This window comes from Marinobacter sp. SS5-14b (assembly GCF_030541005.1).
Taxonomy (GTDB): domain Bacteria; phylum Pseudomonadota; class Gammaproteobacteria; order Pseudomonadales; family Oleiphilaceae; genus Marinobacter.
In genome coordinates, this window is the sequence record NZ_JASSVM010000003.1 from 504,285 (window position 1) to 519,973 (window position 15,689).

The window sequence follows — 15,689 nt, forward strand, 5'->3', positions numbered from 1 at the left end:
CTGTGGGGCCGATCTAATCTAAGCATTCGCTCTTTAACCGAAACCAGAGGGCATAAAGCGCCGGGACAAACAATAGCGTAATCAGAGTGCCGACCGCTACGCCACCGATAAGCACATAAGCCAGCGGCCCCCAGAACAGGTCAAAGGTCAGAGGTACAAACGCCAGAACGGCCGCCAGGGCGGTGAGTACCACGGGGCGGGCACGCTGGACTGCCGCTTCGACAACGGCTTCCCGGGCAGCCATTCCTGCTTTGAAGTTGTCCTGCACCTGCTGCGTCAGAATCATGGTGTTTCGCATCAGGATGCCGCCCAGGCCAATCAACCCCAGCAGCGCGGTAAAGCCAAAGGGTTGATTAAACAGCAGCAGAGCCAGCACAGCCCCAATCAGCCCCAGTGGCGCGGTGGCAAGAACAGTCAATGTGCCGATAAATGAACGCATCTGAAGCATGATAAAGATCAGCATCAACGCCAACATCACCGGTTGTAATGTCTGGATTGAAGCATTGGCTTTGGCTGATTGTTCCACCGTACCGCCAATTTCAATACGGTAACCCTCCGGCAACTGTTCACGCAGGGCTGTCATCGCACTCCAGATTTCCTTGGTGACATCCGGTGGCTGGGCACCTTCTACATCGGCCTGAACGGCCAGGAAGGGGTCACGGTTGTAACGCTTTATGACGGGGTCCTCGTAACGAACCTGCCACTTGCCCAGTTGCTGTACGGAAAGTTTGCGGCCGTCGCGGGTTTTGATCTCAAGATCTTCCGGCATGATCACTTCGCCACGTGCATTACGCGCCACCAGTTGAACGCTCCTTATGCCCTGGCGCAGTTCGGTGACGGCCACTCCGCGAAGTTGGAACTGGAGTTGCCGGGCAACCTCTGCCGGGGTCAGGCCCATCCAACCCAGATTTTCCGGGTCCATATCAAGATAGAGCGTGGGTACGCGCTCGTCCCATTCGAGATGCGGCATGACGATGTTCGGATGCCCGGTCATGAGAGTCCGGATCTGGTGCGCGATCTCTCTGAGCTGATCGGCTTCCGGACCCAGCACACGAAAACTGACCGGCCAGACCACCGGCGGACCGTACAGCAAACGCGTTACACGCACTCGTGCCTCCGGAAATTCACCCGCCGCGATTCTGGCTTCCAATGCCGAGATGATGCGATCGCGCCCTTCAACGTCCTCCCCAATGGCAATCAACTTGGCAAATGCCGGGTCCGGCTGCTCGGGGTTGGCCGATACGAAGAATCGCGGTGCACCGGCTCCGATGTAAGCGGAAAGGCTTTTCACCTCCGGCATGTCCATCAGAATTGCTTCCAGGCGTCTGACACTTTGATCCGTGGTGGCAATAGCGCTCCCCTGCGGAGCATAGACACTGATCAGAACTTCAGGGCGATCAGAACTGGGAAAAAATTGCTTCTGCACCTGGGTTGCCATCCCGAAAGCACTGATCGCCAGCAAACCCACTGTGATAAAAACGACGGTTTTCCGGTACTGAACACACGCTGTGATCACCCCACGCAACCGCTGATAAAACGCGCTTTGGTAAAGGTCCTGGCCCATATGCCCGGTGTAATCGGGCAAGAGCTTGACGCCCAGATAAGGCGTAAAAGTTACCGCCACCACCCAGGAAATCAACAACGAAAAAGCCAGCACCCAGAAGATGTTGCCGGTGTATTCTCCCACTCCGGACTGGGCAAATCCGATGGGGACAAATCCGGCCACCGTCACCAGCGTACCGAACAGCATGGGCGCGGCGGTTACGCTCCAGGCATGACTGGCTGCCCGTACCCGGTCCCAGCCGCTCTCCATCTTCACGATCATCATTTCAATGGCGATGATCGCATCGTCCACTAACAGACCCAGTGCGATAATCAACGCACCCAGGGTGATGCGGTCCAGGTTTATGCCCGCCATTTTCATCAACAAGAAAGTCAGGCCGAGGGTCACAGGAATCGCAATGCCCACCACCAAACCCGCGCGCAGACCGATCGCCAGTATGCTGACCCCCATCACGACGACCAACGCAACCAGAAACTTGACCTGAAAAAGATCAACCGCCTGAGTGATGGCTTCCGCCTGATCGGTCAGGGTCTGTATTGACATTCCCAGCGGCAGCCTGCCCTGTTCGGCACTGACAAACTCGCGCAGCCGCTCACCAAACTCCAGGCCATTTTCACCCGCGCGCATGACGACACCTAACAGGATCGCATCCTCACCGTTGGAGCGGACGATGTAGCTCAAAGGATCTTCATAACCTAAACGCACCTCGGCCAGATCAGACACGGTGATAAGCTGGTCTCCGATACGCAGAGGTACTGAGGTGAGGCGCTCAAGGTCAGACAGGTCGATGTTGCTGCGGACATAAACCCGCGGGCCGGCAAGATCAACAAAGCCAAGAGGCTGAAGACGGTTGTTGGCCTCTATCGCCTGCAACACCTCTTCTGCCGACAAACCGAGGTTGTTGAGCCGGTCCTGATCAAATTCGAGATACACCCGCTCAGGACGCTCCGCCAGGAGCTGTGCTTTTTGCAAGCCGGGCAGCCGTTGCAGGCGATCCCGTATCGATTCTGCCTCGCGGGTCAGTTCACGCATCGGCAGCCCAGGTGCCGTCAGGGCAAGCAGGGAGAAATACACATCCGCGAAATCGTCGTTGACGATGGGGCCGATCACCCCCCGGGGCAGGTTGGATTGCTCATCGAGCATGCGTTTGCGGACCTGATAAAAGAGATCAGGCACTTTTTCGCTGGGCGTCGAATCCTGGAATCGGATAACCATGGCGGCCTGCCCGGGCCGAATGGTTGTTTCAATGGTATCGGTATACGCCACCTCCTGAATTTGCTTTTCCAGACGATCCACGACCTGATTCTGCAGCACCTCGGGGGTTGCTCCTGGCCAGACGACAGAAACCACCATCGCCCGGACGGTGAACGCAGGGTCTTCCGCCCGACCAAGGGAGGAGAACGCGTAGAAACCGGCAACAACGGACAGCAAAAGAAAAAAGAGGGTGACCGAACGCTCGCGCACTGCCAGCGCGGAAAGATTCGGTAAGCTCATTGAGCCAGCTCCTGCACCGCCATGCCAGGCGTGAGCAGGTGTGTCCCCAACGCGACGATGGGCGTTCCCGCGTTGATATCGGCCTTGATCTGCGCATACTCTTCACCCAGATCGATCACCTCGACCGCAAGGGGCTTCACCGTGCCATCGGAGACCAACCAGACCTGTGGCGTTTGCCCTCTCTCATCGAGGGCACCCAGCGGTACGCGATGGCTGGGCGCGGTTTGCTTCTGTGCTAACCGGACACTCACCACCGAACCCAGAGTTAAAGACGAGGGGTAGGGCCCCTCCAGGCTGTATCGGGCACGCCAGCTCCGGCTTGCGGGGTCGGCAGCCCCGGCAATCTCTCTCAGGCTCACAGCAAGCTGTTCGCCAGTGGGCAAAGGAACATAACCGCGCCTGGGCGGGTTACTGCCCTCTGGTAAAAAAACCTCGACTTCCAGCGATTGATCTTCGGCCAGAACGGCAAGGGTTTGACCGACACCCACAACCTGGCCGGGTTCAACGATGACCTCAGTGACCACGCCTGCATGGGCGGCTTTCAGTTCCGCATACCCCAAGGCATTCTGAGCCTGCTGATTGCGTGCAGAAGCCGTTTGCACCTGGCTGCGCGCCTCACGCTCTGCCAACTCAAGGCGTTGCAGGGTTTGTTCGCTGACAAACTGACGCCCCACAAGTTGCTGCTGGCGCTGGAGCTCATTGGTGGTAATTGCCAGGGCCGCTTCTGCACGCTTCAGATCCGCCGCGGCTCCCTCCGCCGTTGCTACAAGGTCTCGTGTATCGAGTTTGAACAGTAAGTCGCCTTTTTCCACGCGTTGACCGGCATCAATGTAACGATGTTGAATCCGACCGGCGATCTGAAAGGCCTGAGGAACTTCGTGGCGGCCTCGCAGGGTTCCTGAAAATCTGTGCGCTGTTGGGCCGGCGTCCTTTAGTTCAACTGTTTTTACCCAGGGGATAGGGGCGCGGGCCTGTGGGGGCGGTTCCGAAGACTGCTGACAACCAGACAGAATGAGCAGCGAGATAAACAGTGTCAGCATACAGCGCATGGCAGGTGTCCCGATTAGCAAAATCAAGGTGTGGGTATCAGTTCTCGCGGTGTCCGGACAACGCAAGTTGCAGGATGGCATCGCGAACGGTTTCGTTCTGCTCCATGGGCAGGAAGTGGGTCGTACCTTCAAGAACCATGACGTCAGCCCGGGGCAGCAGGGTCTGCAGGCGTTTTCGCGCCGCCGGCGAGAAGGTTGACCCGCGCTCCGCCGCCAGCGCGATAACCGGGCACCGCAACTGACGAATACCGGGCCAGGGGTTGTGTTCGGTATGGGCAAAGGTGGTGCTCTCCCACTCCGGCGCACACGCCAGGCGAACTTGATCGTCCTGCGGCAGAAAAGCGTGTTGGATGTAGGCCTCCAGCCATGCATCGGGCCAGGTCTTGAAGCCACCGCGGCCACGATAGTTGTCCAGCGCAGCAGCGTGCGAGTCGAATACCCGGCGCCGACGTGCGGCTCCGGCGGCCAGTGACAACCGATGTGACTGGCGTAGCAGCTTGGCCAGCCACAGCTTCAGGCCCTGCCCCGGATCCATGATCACCGGTTCCGCCAGAATCAGGCCCAGCACTTTGTCTGGCCGTCGGGCAGCGGCCATGATGCTGGTGGTGGCACCGATGGAATGGCCGGCGAGCCAGACCGGCTCGTCCAGGCTATCCAGCAGAGCGATCATGTCGCGATAGTAGGTTTCCCAGCCCCGGAATGTCGAAAAGTTCGCCGCACCGGCGCTGGCCCCGTGCCCCCGCATGTCCCAGGCCAGGACATTGACGTCCGTGGCAAGCTCATCAAGGAGGGGGCGGTACAGGCGGCCATGGAAACCCGTTGCATGGGCCCAGTGCACCGTGGGGCGCGCTTTGGATTGCGGCCAACGCCACAGTGCGATCTCCGCGCCATCCGGCGCCTGGAATTGGTCGCGTTCAGGGTTGTTGTGCTTATTGTTCATGAAGATCTGCTTCTTTGGCCGCCATTGTCGGGAGCAACAACTGAACCTGACCGCTGGCGATCGGTTTGCGCTTATCGCCCTGCCAGCAAGTCACCCGGACCAGGCTGCTCCGCCTGCCTTGCCGGACAATTTCGGCGCTGGCGAACGTCGATCGGGCCTGCGCGGAGCGGAGGTAGTTAATGTGGCTGTCGAGAATGCGTGGGCAACGTTTGTCGGTATCCTGGCTTTGCGCAGCGACCCGCGCGGTGAGTTCGATCAGGGCGCCAAGCACGCCGCCATGGAGGGCGGGTAGCATAAAGTTGCCAATGAGCGCTTCACGACACGGCATATGAACCACTAGACCTACATCGTCGCGTTGAACCTCAAGCCCAAGGTGCCGTGCGTAGGGAATGCGCTCCAGCAGAGCCTGCCAGTCGGAACATTCTTTCCCGCTTTCGGTAGGGCCTGAGATGGGTTGTGCCGAATCGCCAGTCGTGCTCATGCGCCCTCCTTTTTTCGTCCACCGGCCTGGAATCGCTGGCCCTGGGTGTTGCGCATGAAGGTGGCGTTTGCCGTCGCTAACAGTGCACTATCGCTCTCGCTGAGGATGTCGCAATGGATGAACGCGACCTCGTCCGTTAAATGACGACAGGTGGCCACCGCCAAGAGGGCACGGTCGCCGATGGCGGGCCGCAGATAATCCATGCGCAGATCCAGCGTGGCAATGGGCATCAACTCCAGGGCCCCCGCGAATACCGCCAAGCCTCCGGCGGAGTCGGCCAGCGAGTAGAGCACGCTGGTGCAGATTTCTTGTGTATCCTCTTCGGCGAACATCCACGGCTGTGGGGTCAGGCGCATGCAGACCTGGTTTCCGTTCACAGAGACAACCTGCATACCCAGATCCCTGCCGTGGGGAACCTGTTCGGTAAACTGCCACGCCGTCGTCACAGCGTCACTGTGCTGAGCTCTGTTCGACTCCGTCATCAGATATGCCCACCCCGGTTTGCATTTCGCGCAGGGGTGGAAGTGGCGGGAAACAGCTGATTGTCATAGGTCATTGCCATGTCAGTTTCTTCCGAATAACATTGTTGCTGGATTTTGGTTGGTTAACCAACCAAAAGTCAAGAATCTGTTGAGGCAAATGGCACGCCACCCGTGCAATGGCGTACGATCAGTGTAACAAGTCAGGTGGTGGCCGCTCTGATGAATAACGAACTGGCTTGCTGAGGAGATACTTAAGCGATGGTTAACAGACAGATGACTCCTGCAAGCAAACTGGGCGACCAGGGCGACGTTTTGTCTAACGCAGCCCGGCTTTTTCGTGAGAAAGGCTTTGAAAGGACGTCGCTCAAGGAGATTGCCGAGGCCTGCAATATGCTGCCCGGAAGTCTGTATTATCGTTACAACAGCAAGGAAGCGCTGCTTGTCGAGCTGATGCGCCGGGGGGTGGACCTGGTTACCGCAGAGGTCGAGTCGGCTTACGCCAGTTCGGATGACCCGGTTGAACGGTTGCGTCTTTGTATCAAAGCGCATCTGCGAGCCCTGTTGGTAGATTCGGACGCGGTTTACGTGCTGCTGTTTGAATGGCGAGCGCTGGGCCCGGAGGCTCGCGAGGAAATCATCGAACTGCGTGACCAATACGAGTCCCTGTGGGCTGAGATCCTCGAAACAATGATTGAACAGGGCGTGATCCGGAAGAATGTTGACGGCCGTTTGCTCCGCCTGATCGGCCTTGGGGCGCTCAACTGGGTTGCAACCTGGTTCGACCCGAACGGGGCTCATTCACTCGACGCCATTGGCGACTTGATCTGGCAGATCGCTATGGACGGTGTGATCAATAAAGGGGGTCAGGCATAGGTTCTGGCTTCACAAACGCAAGTAGCCTCTGTTTATGATCGCTAATCATGCGGATGCACGGTTTGTGATCTGACATTTTGCCTGAATTGCTCAGGCGACTGGTCAAACCAGCGCTTGAAGGCGCGTCTGAAATTGGCACTGTCGTGATAGTTCATCAACGCGGCAATGGCCTCGATTGACAGCTGGCTGTCACGCAAGTAGGTCGCTGCCTGCTGGGACAGAATCTCGTCGCGAACTTTCCGAAAACCGCTGCGTTCCTGTTTGAGTTTGCGTGCCAGGGTGCGTTTGCTCATGAACAACGAGGCCGCTGCTTCGTCTTCACTGAGCGTTCCGGGCGGTCGGGACAACATCATCATCTTCAGCTGGGTCTGATAGCTCGGTTTATCCGACTGAAGTTGCGCAAGCATCGATTCACACTGTTGCAAGGCCAGACGATAGTTTTCGTGATTGGCGGAGGCATTCGGTTCCCGACACAACGACATCGGCAACGTAAGTTTTAACTGGTCGCAATCAAAGCGAATCTGCCCGGGCAAAAAATCGGCATACATTGCCTGATACGGGGGTTCAGGATGAGCGAAGCATATTTCAGCCTCATGCAAAGGGCGACCAATTATAAACTCGCCAAATTCAAAAAGGGCCTTAACCATCGCATCCGACAGGCACCGCTGTATGTCATCGTCCAGCGACTCCTGGTAGTCCAGAATACATTCCAGGCGCTCGTTGACTTGCCGCAAATGCAGTTGGATGAAGCTCGCGCGCGTGGGCAGAAAAGTATGAATCGCTTGCAGCGCAGTGAGAAAGTCGGGGCTGCTGTAGGCCACGAATCCCATCGCACCATGGGTTGCCGGGGTCAGTCGCTTGCCTAGCCATAACCCTAATTCCGGCTGGCCGGACAGATCCAGTGCGTTGCGCAGAATCCGCACCTGCTGCGCTGCGGTAAGCAGGCTTTCCTCGCTCAGGAATTGCGTCACACCAAGCCCGGTGCCGAGCAGCAGACGTGGCAGTTGTTTGGCTGTTAAATCGAGCTCACGTGCAATGAGCCGTGAGTAATTCGATGGAATGCCGGGACCGGGTTTTTGCAAATCACCCGTCTTCTGCGTCGTCATCATTGATCTTCCCCGTCCTGAATGAACGTCATTTTGTCTTTAAATGACCTCAGCTTGTCAAGAAATGACCTGACAGGAGTGTCGTTAGACAGACAATATCTATTACTGAAAACTACTGGCAGGAGAACAATATTGGGCAAGATTACTTTTATAGAACATGATCAAACTGAACATGTCGCTGAATTCAAAGCTGGTTCCTCGGTAATGCAAATCGCCGTTGACAATCTGATTCCCGGTATTGACGGGGATTGTGGGGGAGAGTGTGCCTGTGGTACCTGCCACGTCATCGTCTCGGACGATTGGTTCAGAAAGACAGGTACGCCTGGTGGTGAGGAAGAGCAAATGCTGTCAATGACCCCGGAGCGGGCAAGCACTTCGCGCCTGGGCTGCCAGGTGGTCATTACTGATGAAATGGACGGCATGACCGTGCATTTACCCGAGTTCCAGATGTGAACATAGGAGGACGCATGCCAACACTGTCCAAAACATTTGACGACATTCAGTCCCGAGTGATTAATGCTACCTCCAGGGTGGTGCCGATGCACAGGCAGATCCAGGGGCTGAAACTGTTAATGGGCGCCAAGAAGAAGGCCTTCGGCCCACGCCGGCCCGTGCCCGAATTTGTTGAATCAGCCATCCCGGACGTTAACACGCTGGCCCTTGAGGACATCGATGTCAGCAATCCGTTTTTATATCGGCAGGATCAGTGGCGCGCCTATTTCAAACGGTTGCGTGATGAGGCTCCGGTCCATTACCAGAAGAACAGCCCCTTCGGCCCCTTCTGGTCGGTGACTCGCTTTGAAGACATCATGTTCGTGGATAAGAGTCACGACCTGTTTTCCGCCGAGCCGCAAATCATTCTGGGTGACCCTCCAGAGGGACTGTCGGTGGAAATGTTCATAGCGATGGATCCGCCAAAACACGATGTGCAGCGCAGCTCGGTACAGGGCGTGGTGGCACCGAAGAACCTGAAGGAAATGGAGGAGCTGATCCGATCGCGTACCGGCGATGTGCTTGACAGCCTGCCTCTGGGCCAGCCCTTCAACTGGGTGCCCACTGTATCGAAGGAACTCACCGGTCGCATGCTCGCAACCCTTCTGGATTTTCCTTACGAGGAACGTCACAAGCTGGTGGAGTGGTCGGATCGAATGGCCGGTGCAGCCTCGGCGACCGGCGGCGAGTTTGCCGATGAAGAGATCATGTTTGACGACGCAGCAGACATGGCCTGGTCTTTCTCCAAGCTTTGGAGGGATAAAGAAGCGCGCCGCGCGGCGGGCGAAGAGCCCGGTTTCGATTTGATCAGCCTGCTACAGAGCAACGACGACACCAAAGATCTGATCAATCGCCCGATGGAGTTTATCGGCAATCTGACGCTGCTTATCGTTGGCGGCAATGATACCACTCGCAACTCAATGAGTGGTGGCCTGGTGGCCATGAACGAATTCCCAAAGGAGCTCGAAAAACTGAAGGCAAAACCGGAACTGATTCCGAACATGGTGTCGGAAATCATCCGCTGGCAAACGCCGCTGGCCTATATGCGCCGAGTCGCCAAGCAAGATGTTGAGCTGGGCGGCCAGACCATCAAAAAGGGCGATCGCGTTGTGATGTGGTACGCCTCGGGCAACCGTGACGAGCGCAAGTTCGAGGACCCCGATCACTTCATTATCGATCGCAAGGACGCACGAAACCATATGTCATTTGGCTACGGTGTTCACCGTTGCATGGGCAACCGCCTGGCGGAATTGCAACTGCGTATCCTATGGGAAGAGATTCTCAAACGCTTTGACAAGATCGAAGTCGTCGGCGAGCCGGAGCGCGTGCAGTCCAACTTCGTGCGGGGCTATTCGGAGCTGATGGTCCAGCTGACACCAAAAAGTTAATGAACAGGCTGACCAGGATGACGACCGAACAATTTGACTATGTCGTGGTTGGCGCGGGCTCGGCCGGATGTGCTGTCGCCAGCCGCCTGTCGGAGAGCGGTCGCCATTCTGTGCTGCTGCTTGAAGCCGGTCCGGAGAGCCGCCGCAACCCTTTCGTGAACATGCCGCTGGGTTTCCTGCAGCTGATGTTCAGCCGCCGCTACAACTGGCAGTTCAATACCGAACCGCAGCGTCACATGCACGACCGGGCGCTTTTTCAGCCGCGGGGCAAGATGCTTGGCGGTTCCAGCGCCATGAACGCGCAGGTCTATATTCGCGGGCATGCCCGGGACTACGACGAGTGGGCACGGCTGGGGTGCAACGGGTGGTCATACGCCGAGGTGTTGCCCTACTTCCGCCGATCGGAACATTTCGAGCCCAAACTTACGCTGAATGAGGCAGAATTTCATGGTCAGGGTGGTCCGCTGAACGTTGCCGAGCGGCGCTATACCAATCCGCTGAGCATTGCGTTTGTCGAGGCGGCAACCCAGGCGAAGTACCGGCTCAATACAGATTTCAACGGCAGTGAGCAGGAGGGCGTGGGCTTCTACTACGCCTACCAGAAAGACGGCACACGCTGTAGCAATGCGCGGGCGTATCTGGAACCCGCTGCGGGGCGCTCCAACCTGACGGTTTGCAGCGGCGCGCATGTCACCCGGGTGCTACTCGAAGGCACCCGCGCCACCGGTGTCGAATACCGCGATACAACGGGGCAGACGCAGGTTCGTGCCAGGCGCGAAGTTGTGCTCTGCGGCGGCGCGTTCAACTCGCCGCAACTGCTGATGCTGTCCGGGGTCGGTCCGCGGGAGGAACTGTCCCGGCATGGCATAGAACTGCGCCATGCGTTGGAGGGCGTCGGGCAGAATCTCCAGGATCATATCGACGTGTTCGTGCGCGTCAGCGCCCGCAGCCGCCAAAGCATCTCGATGCATCCGAGCTACTGGCTCAAGGGGCTGTGGGGCGCTCTGACGTATCTGAGCGGCCGGCGGGGCGTGCTGTCGAGCAACGGCGCCGAGGCCGGCGGGTTCATCCGCTCCCGGCCCGAGGAGCCGATACCCGACCTGCAGCTGCACTTCGCGCCAATGCTGTACGACGATCACGGGCGAGACCTGAAGACCGCGATGAGCGGTTATGGCTACGCGGTGATGATCTACGGGCTCAGGCCATCGTCGCGCGGGCGCGTCGGTCTGCACAGTGCCGACCCGTTTGCGGCGCCGCTGATCGACCCCAACTACATGGCCGAGTCCGCCGATGTCGAGCGACTGGTACGCGGGGTACATCTGGTGCGCAGAATCCTGGCGCAGGCGGCCTTTGCCCCGCACCACGAGGTTGAGGTCTCGCCCGGGCCGGCGCTCCAGAATGACGACGATCTCGCCGCATGGGTACGGCGCAGCGGTGAATCAGCGTACCACCCGGTTGGCACCTGCAAGATGGGTGTTGATCCGATGGCGGTGGTCGATCCGCGCCTGCGCGTGCATGGCCTGCAATGCCTGCGGGTGGTCGATGCCTCCATCATGCCGACGCTGGTCGGCGGAAACACCAATCAGCCGGCAACCATGATCGGCGAGAAAGGCGCCGCGATGATACTTGAGGATGCCGGGGAGACGGTCGGCTAGCGCTGCGGGGGGCATCCCGGCGCACAGCTGGCATCCGGACTTCTGATCAATCTGATCCCAGAGAACAACAGGCAGAGACAGACTATGGCAAACCAACAGAAAGAGACGACAGTCATCGTTGGCGGCGGGCACGCAGCGGGTGCGCTCCTGACAACCCTGCTGCAAAAAAAATATCAACAGGAAGTGATTCTGGTGGGCGAAGAACCACATCCACCCTATCAGCGGCCGCCCCTGTCCAAGAACTATCTGGCAGGAGAGGTTGATCAGGCGTCGCTGTACCTGAAGCCGCGCTCGGTGTACGAGAACGCCGGCCATCAGTTGCGGCTTGGTGTGCGTGCCGAACAGATTGATCGGGACAACAGGACCATCAGCCTGTCGGACCAGAGCACATTGAAATACGATCGACTGGTTCTGGCCACGGGGTCCCACGTCCGAAGCCTGAACGCACCCGGGGCTGACCTGGAGGGCATTTATTATCTGCACGACATAGCTGACTCGGATGCCCTGCGTGAAGAATTGCTCCCGGGGAAGCGCCTGGTCATCGTGGGTGGTGGTTACATTGGACTTGAGGTGGCAGCCAGTGCCACCAAAAAAGGCGTTAATGTCACAGTACTGGAAGCGGCCGAGCGTCTTATGCAGCGTGTAACAGGCCCGGAAATCTCAGAGTTTTTTTACACCAAACACAGCAGCGCCGGCGTGGATCTGCGGCTGAACACGGCGGTAACCGGTTTCGAAGCGGGCGATCAGGGGCATGTGGCTGGCGTGACCTTGGCGAGCGGCGGCACTGTACCGGCCGACATCGTGCTCGTTTCAGTGGGTGTTGTGCCGGAAACCGCCCTGGCTGAGGCCGCCGGCCTGCCCTGTGATGACGGCATTATTGTTGACGAGTTTACCCGCACAGAAGATCCCGCCATCCTGGCGATCGGCGACTGTACCCGCCACCGGAATCTTTTCTTCGAGAAGATGCAGCGCCTTGAATCTGTCGCCAACGCGGTTGATCAGGCCCGGACAGCGGCGGCAACCCTGATGGGCGAGGAGAAACCCTATAACAGCGCTCCATGGTTCTGGTCGAACCAATATGACGTGCGTCTGCAGATGGTGGGGTTGTCGCAACATCATGATCAGCGTGTGCTGCGCGGAAGCCCGGAAGACAAGGGATTTGCGGTGTTCTATCTCCGCGATGGCTGTGTCATTGCTGTTGATGCGGTCAACCTGCCCATCGCTTTTATGGTCGGCAAGACCCTCGTTCAACAACGCAGGCAGGTCAATCCTGAAATGTTGAAGGATCCGGATATTGAACTGAAGTCCTTGGTGAGCGGTCAGTCCATAAATTGAAATTGACGACCGAGTAGAGCTGTGCCCTTAGTTTGCCCAAAATTGCGAAAGCAATGCACAACTCATACGGCCTATGGATATCATATCCTACGACCGACAGCTTTCAGTGAGCGCAAAGGATGCGTGAGCCACAACCGGCGGAATTTCCCGTAGCCAGACACATTACTGTTGCTCTGGTAAACCGAGAGCACCATAGCGAATGATATGGACTCCCCCTGCTCCCACGGCATCGATGTGCCACATTGAAGGTGTCTGACATCTTCAATCAAAAGCAGGAGGAGTCATCATGAATGTTACAACCATTGGCATCGATCTGGCGAAAACTGTGTTCAGTATTCATGGCACCGATCAACACGGCAAGGTCGTGGTTCGCAAACGACTGAACCGGCCCAAGCTGTTGCCTTATATCGCTCAGCTCCCACCCTGCCTGATTGGCATGGAAGCCTGCTCGGGTGCCCACCATTGGGCTCGGGAAATGACCAAACTCGGCCACGATGTCCGAATCATTGCACCCCGGTTTGTCGCGCCCTATCGCAAGAGCAGCAAGAACGACGACAACGATGCCGAGGCCATCTGTGAGGCAGTAGGTCGGCCGAATATGCGGTTTGTTCCAATCAAGACCGAAGACCAGCAAGCCGTACTGTGCCTGCATCGTATTCGCCGTGGACTGACCAAAGAACGCACCGCGCAGATCAATCAGATTCGTGGGCTGCTGGCCGAGTTCGGACTGATCATTCCCCAGGGCCGTTACGCCGCACGGCGCCGGGTTCCCGAAATCCTGGAGGATGCCGAAAACGACTTACCCATGCTCGCTCGCCGCTTAATCAACAACATCAACCAACGCATTCGACAGCTCGATGAAGAAATCCTGGCTTACGATCGGGAGGTCGAAGCGATGGCCCGGAGCGATGAGCAGGCCAAGCGCCTTATGGCCATACCGGGTATCGGACCACAGACCGCAACAGCCCTGCTGGCCAGTGCGCCTGACCCCAGACAGTTCAAAAGTGGGCGACACTTTGCCGCATGGTTGGGTCTGGTGCCCCGACAATACTCGACCGGTGGCAAGGTGCGACTTGGCCGAATCACCAAGCGCGGGGACAAATACCTGCGAACGCTGCTGATCCATGGCACCCGGGCAGTGATTGCAAAATTACCGGATAAGAATGATCGACTCAGTGACTGGGCCAAAGACCTGGTGGAACGACGTGGATACAAGCGGGCCGCCGTTGCGATGGCGGCCAAGAACGCCCGGATTATATGGGCACTACTCATGAATCAAACCGAGTTTAAGACACAGCCTGTGGAGGGCTAAAACCGAGCACCAACGACAGGCAGAACAAGCCTGCCAGAAGAGTCTTGCAACGGCAAGCGATGACGGAACGGTCAGACCGAGAGTGGGAGAACCTGTTTATTTCTGCGGCTCAGCGAAGCCGACTAACGAATAAGGTCCCCGCTCACACGCATCATCATCCTGGCCCGGGCAAAAACGCCCACAAAGAGGCCGAATGTAGAGCCGCAGTCTCAAACCGCTTCGGATTCAAATGGCGTTGCTTGACCGCAGGGGGAGTCCATGTAGGTGAAATAATTCTCTATATGTCCCACTAATAACCTCACCTTGCAATTACCGACGAAAATATGAACTTGATTTTACCCACAAAGAAAAAGCGAAGTCTCTATCGGCCATTATGGGTAGAGGTTCCGATCACTCAATCCTTCATAAGCAACATCGCCCATTCGGTGTCGACCTCTTGTTTTGGTTCATCTGAGCATATGCTTTTTCATGCGGATGGGTGGTGGCAGCCAAGACAGGGCTTTTCAGACTGCAAGCTTCAAGCGGTGTGTAAATCAAACACAGTAAGATTCCGGCTTATTGATGGTGGACATCAAGAACCGATAGTTACGAGCGGTATTAATGTTAAGACACTTGCTCGATTAAATGAAACTTGCGGGACTACTGAAAAGGTTTTCTATAGTAAGGACGTGCCGGTCCTGATGGCTATATACTACTCGACTAAACGATACGAGACCTTTAAATGATGCATAAGGCTGGGGCTATATACCTAAGGAAGATCTGAATAACCGCTGGTTTTTGCCCCTTTTCCGCAATCTTGGCGGAAAAGGGGCGCATTGGTCTTACGCTGCAGGTTTTTTATCAATCAGCAGGTTGCTGAAAGCGACCAGCAAATGCAGACGGTTGGTATACTTGGCATTTAAAAGCGATATGCAACACCGATGCTCACGATAGTGGGGTCCACTTCCACTTTTGCCTGAACAGGGGCCGGGCCCAGGTTACCGGTGATATCCGCCTCGAAGGGTGCATATCTAACGTCAAAATTTGCCGACCAGTTATTGTGTATCCTCCAGCGAAAACCAGCCTGAACCGCAGGGGCCCATGTATCTTCGACGTCGAAGTCGGTTAGTGCGCGATCCTTCTCATCTAAAAAGAGAATCCGTCCTACACCCGCTCCAAAGTACGGAGAGAAGTTGCTACCCGTCAAAACATGATACTGAAGCGAAAGAATTACCGGACCATAATCTGTTTGACCAAGAAAAAGACCGGAGAGAGACTCTTCGCCCTGGAGGTCCGCACTAGCGGGAATGCCGCCAAAAATGTTAAATGCCAGCTGATTACTCAGAAAATACGACACGTCGAATGATACGGTCGTATCGTTGTTAATAGACAGGTTGGAATTTGGAACGGGGGCACTCCGGTGTTTTTCAAGACAGTTGGCACTGATTTCTCTGTTTAAGCGACGTCTTTCTCTACCACTCGTTTTTCCGGGTTCAACGTGGTTGAGCCGACGGGCTCACAATTCCTGATGGGGCGACG

At 57.0% G+C, this 15,689-nt stretch carries 13 protein-coding genes; 6 read left to right on the forward strand and 7 right to left on the reverse strand.

The features are described from left to right. Positions 1-13: 13 nt before the first annotated feature. From QPL95_RS09930 to QPL95_RS09950, 5 genes are read right to left on the reverse strand one after another with little or no spacing between them, the layout of a single operon-like run. Complete coding sequence (locus QPL95_RS09930; protein WP_008170321.1) at positions 14-3,058, reverse strand: efflux RND transporter permease subunit; 3,045 nt, start codon at positions 3,056-3,058, stop codon at positions 14-16. After that, positions 3,055-4,107, reverse strand: a complete 1,053-nt coding sequence (locus QPL95_RS09935) for an efflux RND transporter periplasmic adaptor subunit (RefSeq protein ID WP_008170319.1) — start codon at positions 4,105-4,107, stop codon at positions 3,055-3,057. The genes QPL95_RS09930 and QPL95_RS09935 overlap by 4 nt, the downstream gene beginning before the upstream one ends. A gap of 37 nt (positions 4,108-4,144) precedes the next feature. Further along, on the reverse strand, positions 4,145-5,047 hold the full coding sequence (locus tag QPL95_RS09940; RefSeq protein WP_008170317.1) for an alpha/beta fold hydrolase: 903 nt from the start codon (positions 5,045-5,047) through the stop codon (positions 4,145-4,147). Next, positions 5,037-5,528, reverse strand: a complete 492-nt coding sequence (locus QPL95_RS09945; RefSeq protein ID WP_008170315.1) for a PaaI family thioesterase — start codon at positions 5,526-5,528, stop codon at positions 5,037-5,039. The genes QPL95_RS09940 and QPL95_RS09945 overlap by 11 nt, the downstream gene beginning before the upstream one ends. Beyond that, positions 5,525-6,010: a PaaI family thioesterase gene (locus tag QPL95_RS09950; RefSeq protein WP_008170314.1), complete on the reverse strand. Its 486-nt coding sequence runs from the start codon at positions 6,008-6,010 to the stop codon at positions 5,525-5,527. The genes QPL95_RS09945 and QPL95_RS09950 overlap by 4 nt, the downstream gene beginning before the upstream one ends. Before the next feature lie 258 nt (positions 6,011-6,268). Here QPL95_RS09950 and QPL95_RS09955 point away from each other — a divergent pair, with 258 nt between their 5' ends. Continuing rightward, positions 6,269-6,883 (forward strand): TetR/AcrR family transcriptional regulator, encoded by a 615-nt coding sequence (locus tag QPL95_RS09955; protein ID WP_008170313.1) that lies wholly within the window; start codon positions 6,269-6,271, stop codon positions 6,881-6,883. A 41-nt stretch (positions 6,884-6,924) separates the two neighbouring features. On the opposite strand, the gene QPL95_RS09960 is transcribed toward QPL95_RS09955, so the two are convergent. Continuing rightward, entirely contained in the window at positions 6,925-7,992 is a 1,068-nt protein-coding gene (locus tag QPL95_RS09960) for an AraC family transcriptional regulator (RefSeq protein ID WP_008170312.1), read from the reverse strand. Between the two features lie 129 nt (positions 7,993-8,121). Here QPL95_RS09960 and QPL95_RS09965 point away from each other — a divergent pair, with 129 nt between their 5' ends. The 5 genes from QPL95_RS09965 to QPL95_RS09985 all read left to right on the forward strand — a co-directional run bounded on the left by QPL95_RS09965 (position 8,122) and on the right by QPL95_RS09985 (position 14,171). Next, positions 8,122-8,442 carry a 2Fe-2S iron-sulfur cluster-binding protein gene (locus QPL95_RS09965; protein WP_008170311.1) on the forward strand — a complete coding sequence of 107 codons (321 nt, stop codon included), beginning with the start codon at positions 8,122-8,124 and terminating at the stop codon, positions 8,440-8,442. 14 nt (positions 8,443-8,456) lie between these two features. Continuing rightward, a complete protein-coding gene (locus QPL95_RS09970; protein WP_008170310.1) occupies positions 8,457-9,869 on the forward strand; it encodes a cytochrome P450 in 1,413 nt (470 codons plus the stop codon). A gap of 17 nt (positions 9,870-9,886) precedes the next feature. Beyond that, positions 9,887-11,524, forward strand: a complete 1,638-nt coding sequence (locus tag QPL95_RS09975; RefSeq protein WP_023011694.1) for a GMC family oxidoreductase — start codon at positions 9,887-9,889, stop codon at positions 11,522-11,524. 84 nt (positions 11,525-11,608) lie between these two features. After that, positions 11,609-12,859 (forward strand): NAD(P)/FAD-dependent oxidoreductase, encoded by a 1,251-nt coding sequence (locus tag QPL95_RS09980; RefSeq protein ID WP_008170308.1) that lies wholly within the window; start codon positions 11,609-11,611, stop codon positions 12,857-12,859. 286 nt (positions 12,860-13,145) lie between these two features. Continuing rightward, positions 13,146-14,171 carry an IS110 family transposase gene (locus tag QPL95_RS09985; protein WP_008170306.1) on the forward strand — a complete coding sequence of 342 codons (1,026 nt, stop codon included), beginning with the start codon at positions 13,146-13,148 and terminating at the stop codon, positions 14,169-14,171. An 898-nt stretch (positions 14,172-15,069) separates the two neighbouring features. Here QPL95_RS09985 and QPL95_RS09990 read toward each other — a convergent pair. Continuing rightward, positions 15,070-15,597 carry an OmpW family protein gene (locus QPL95_RS09990; RefSeq protein WP_303290830.1) on the reverse strand — a complete coding sequence of 176 codons (528 nt, stop codon included), beginning with the start codon at positions 15,595-15,597 and terminating at the stop codon, positions 15,070-15,072. Between the last annotated feature and the right edge of the window lie 92 nt (positions 15,598-15,689).

Excerpts from the sequence above, each read along its gene's own strand:
- QPL95_RS09930 (WP_008170321.1), bottom strand. The coding sequence starts at position 3,058 with ATGAGCTTACCGAATCTTTCCGCGCTGGCAGTGCGCGAGCGTTCGGTC.
- QPL95_RS09935 (WP_008170319.1), bottom strand. The coding sequence starts at position 4,107 with ATGCGCTGTATGCTGACACTGTTTATCTCGCTGCTCATTCTGTCTGGT.
- QPL95_RS09940 (WP_008170317.1), bottom strand. The coding sequence starts at position 5,047 with ATGAACAATAAGCACAACAACCCTGAACGCGACCAATTCCAGGCGCCG.
- QPL95_RS09945 (WP_008170315.1), bottom strand. The coding sequence starts at position 5,528 with ATGAGCACGACTGGCGATTCGGCACAACCCATCTCAGGCCCTACCGAA.
- QPL95_RS09950 (WP_008170314.1), bottom strand. The coding sequence starts at position 6,010 with ATGACGGAGTCGAACAGAGCTCAGCACAGTGACGCTGTGACGACGGCG.
- QPL95_RS09955 (WP_008170313.1), top strand. The coding sequence starts at position 6,269 with ATGGTTAACAGACAGATGACTCCTGCAAGCAAACTGGGCGACCAGGGC.
- QPL95_RS09960 (WP_008170312.1), bottom strand. The coding sequence starts at position 7,992 with ATGATGACGACGCAGAAGACGGGTGATTTGCAAAAACCCGGTCCCGGC.
- QPL95_RS09970 (WP_008170310.1), top strand. The coding sequence starts at position 8,457 with ATGCCAACACTGTCCAAAACATTTGACGACATTCAGTCCCGAGTGATT.
- QPL95_RS09975 (WP_023011694.1), top strand. The coding sequence starts at position 9,887 with ATGACGACCGAACAATTTGACTATGTCGTGGTTGGCGCGGGCTCGGCC.
- QPL95_RS09980 (WP_008170308.1), top strand. The coding sequence starts at position 11,609 with ATGGCAAACCAACAGAAAGAGACGACAGTCATCGTTGGCGGCGGGCAC.
- QPL95_RS09985 (WP_008170306.1), top strand. The coding sequence starts at position 13,146 with ATGAATGTTACAACCATTGGCATCGATCTGGCGAAAACTGTGTTCAGT.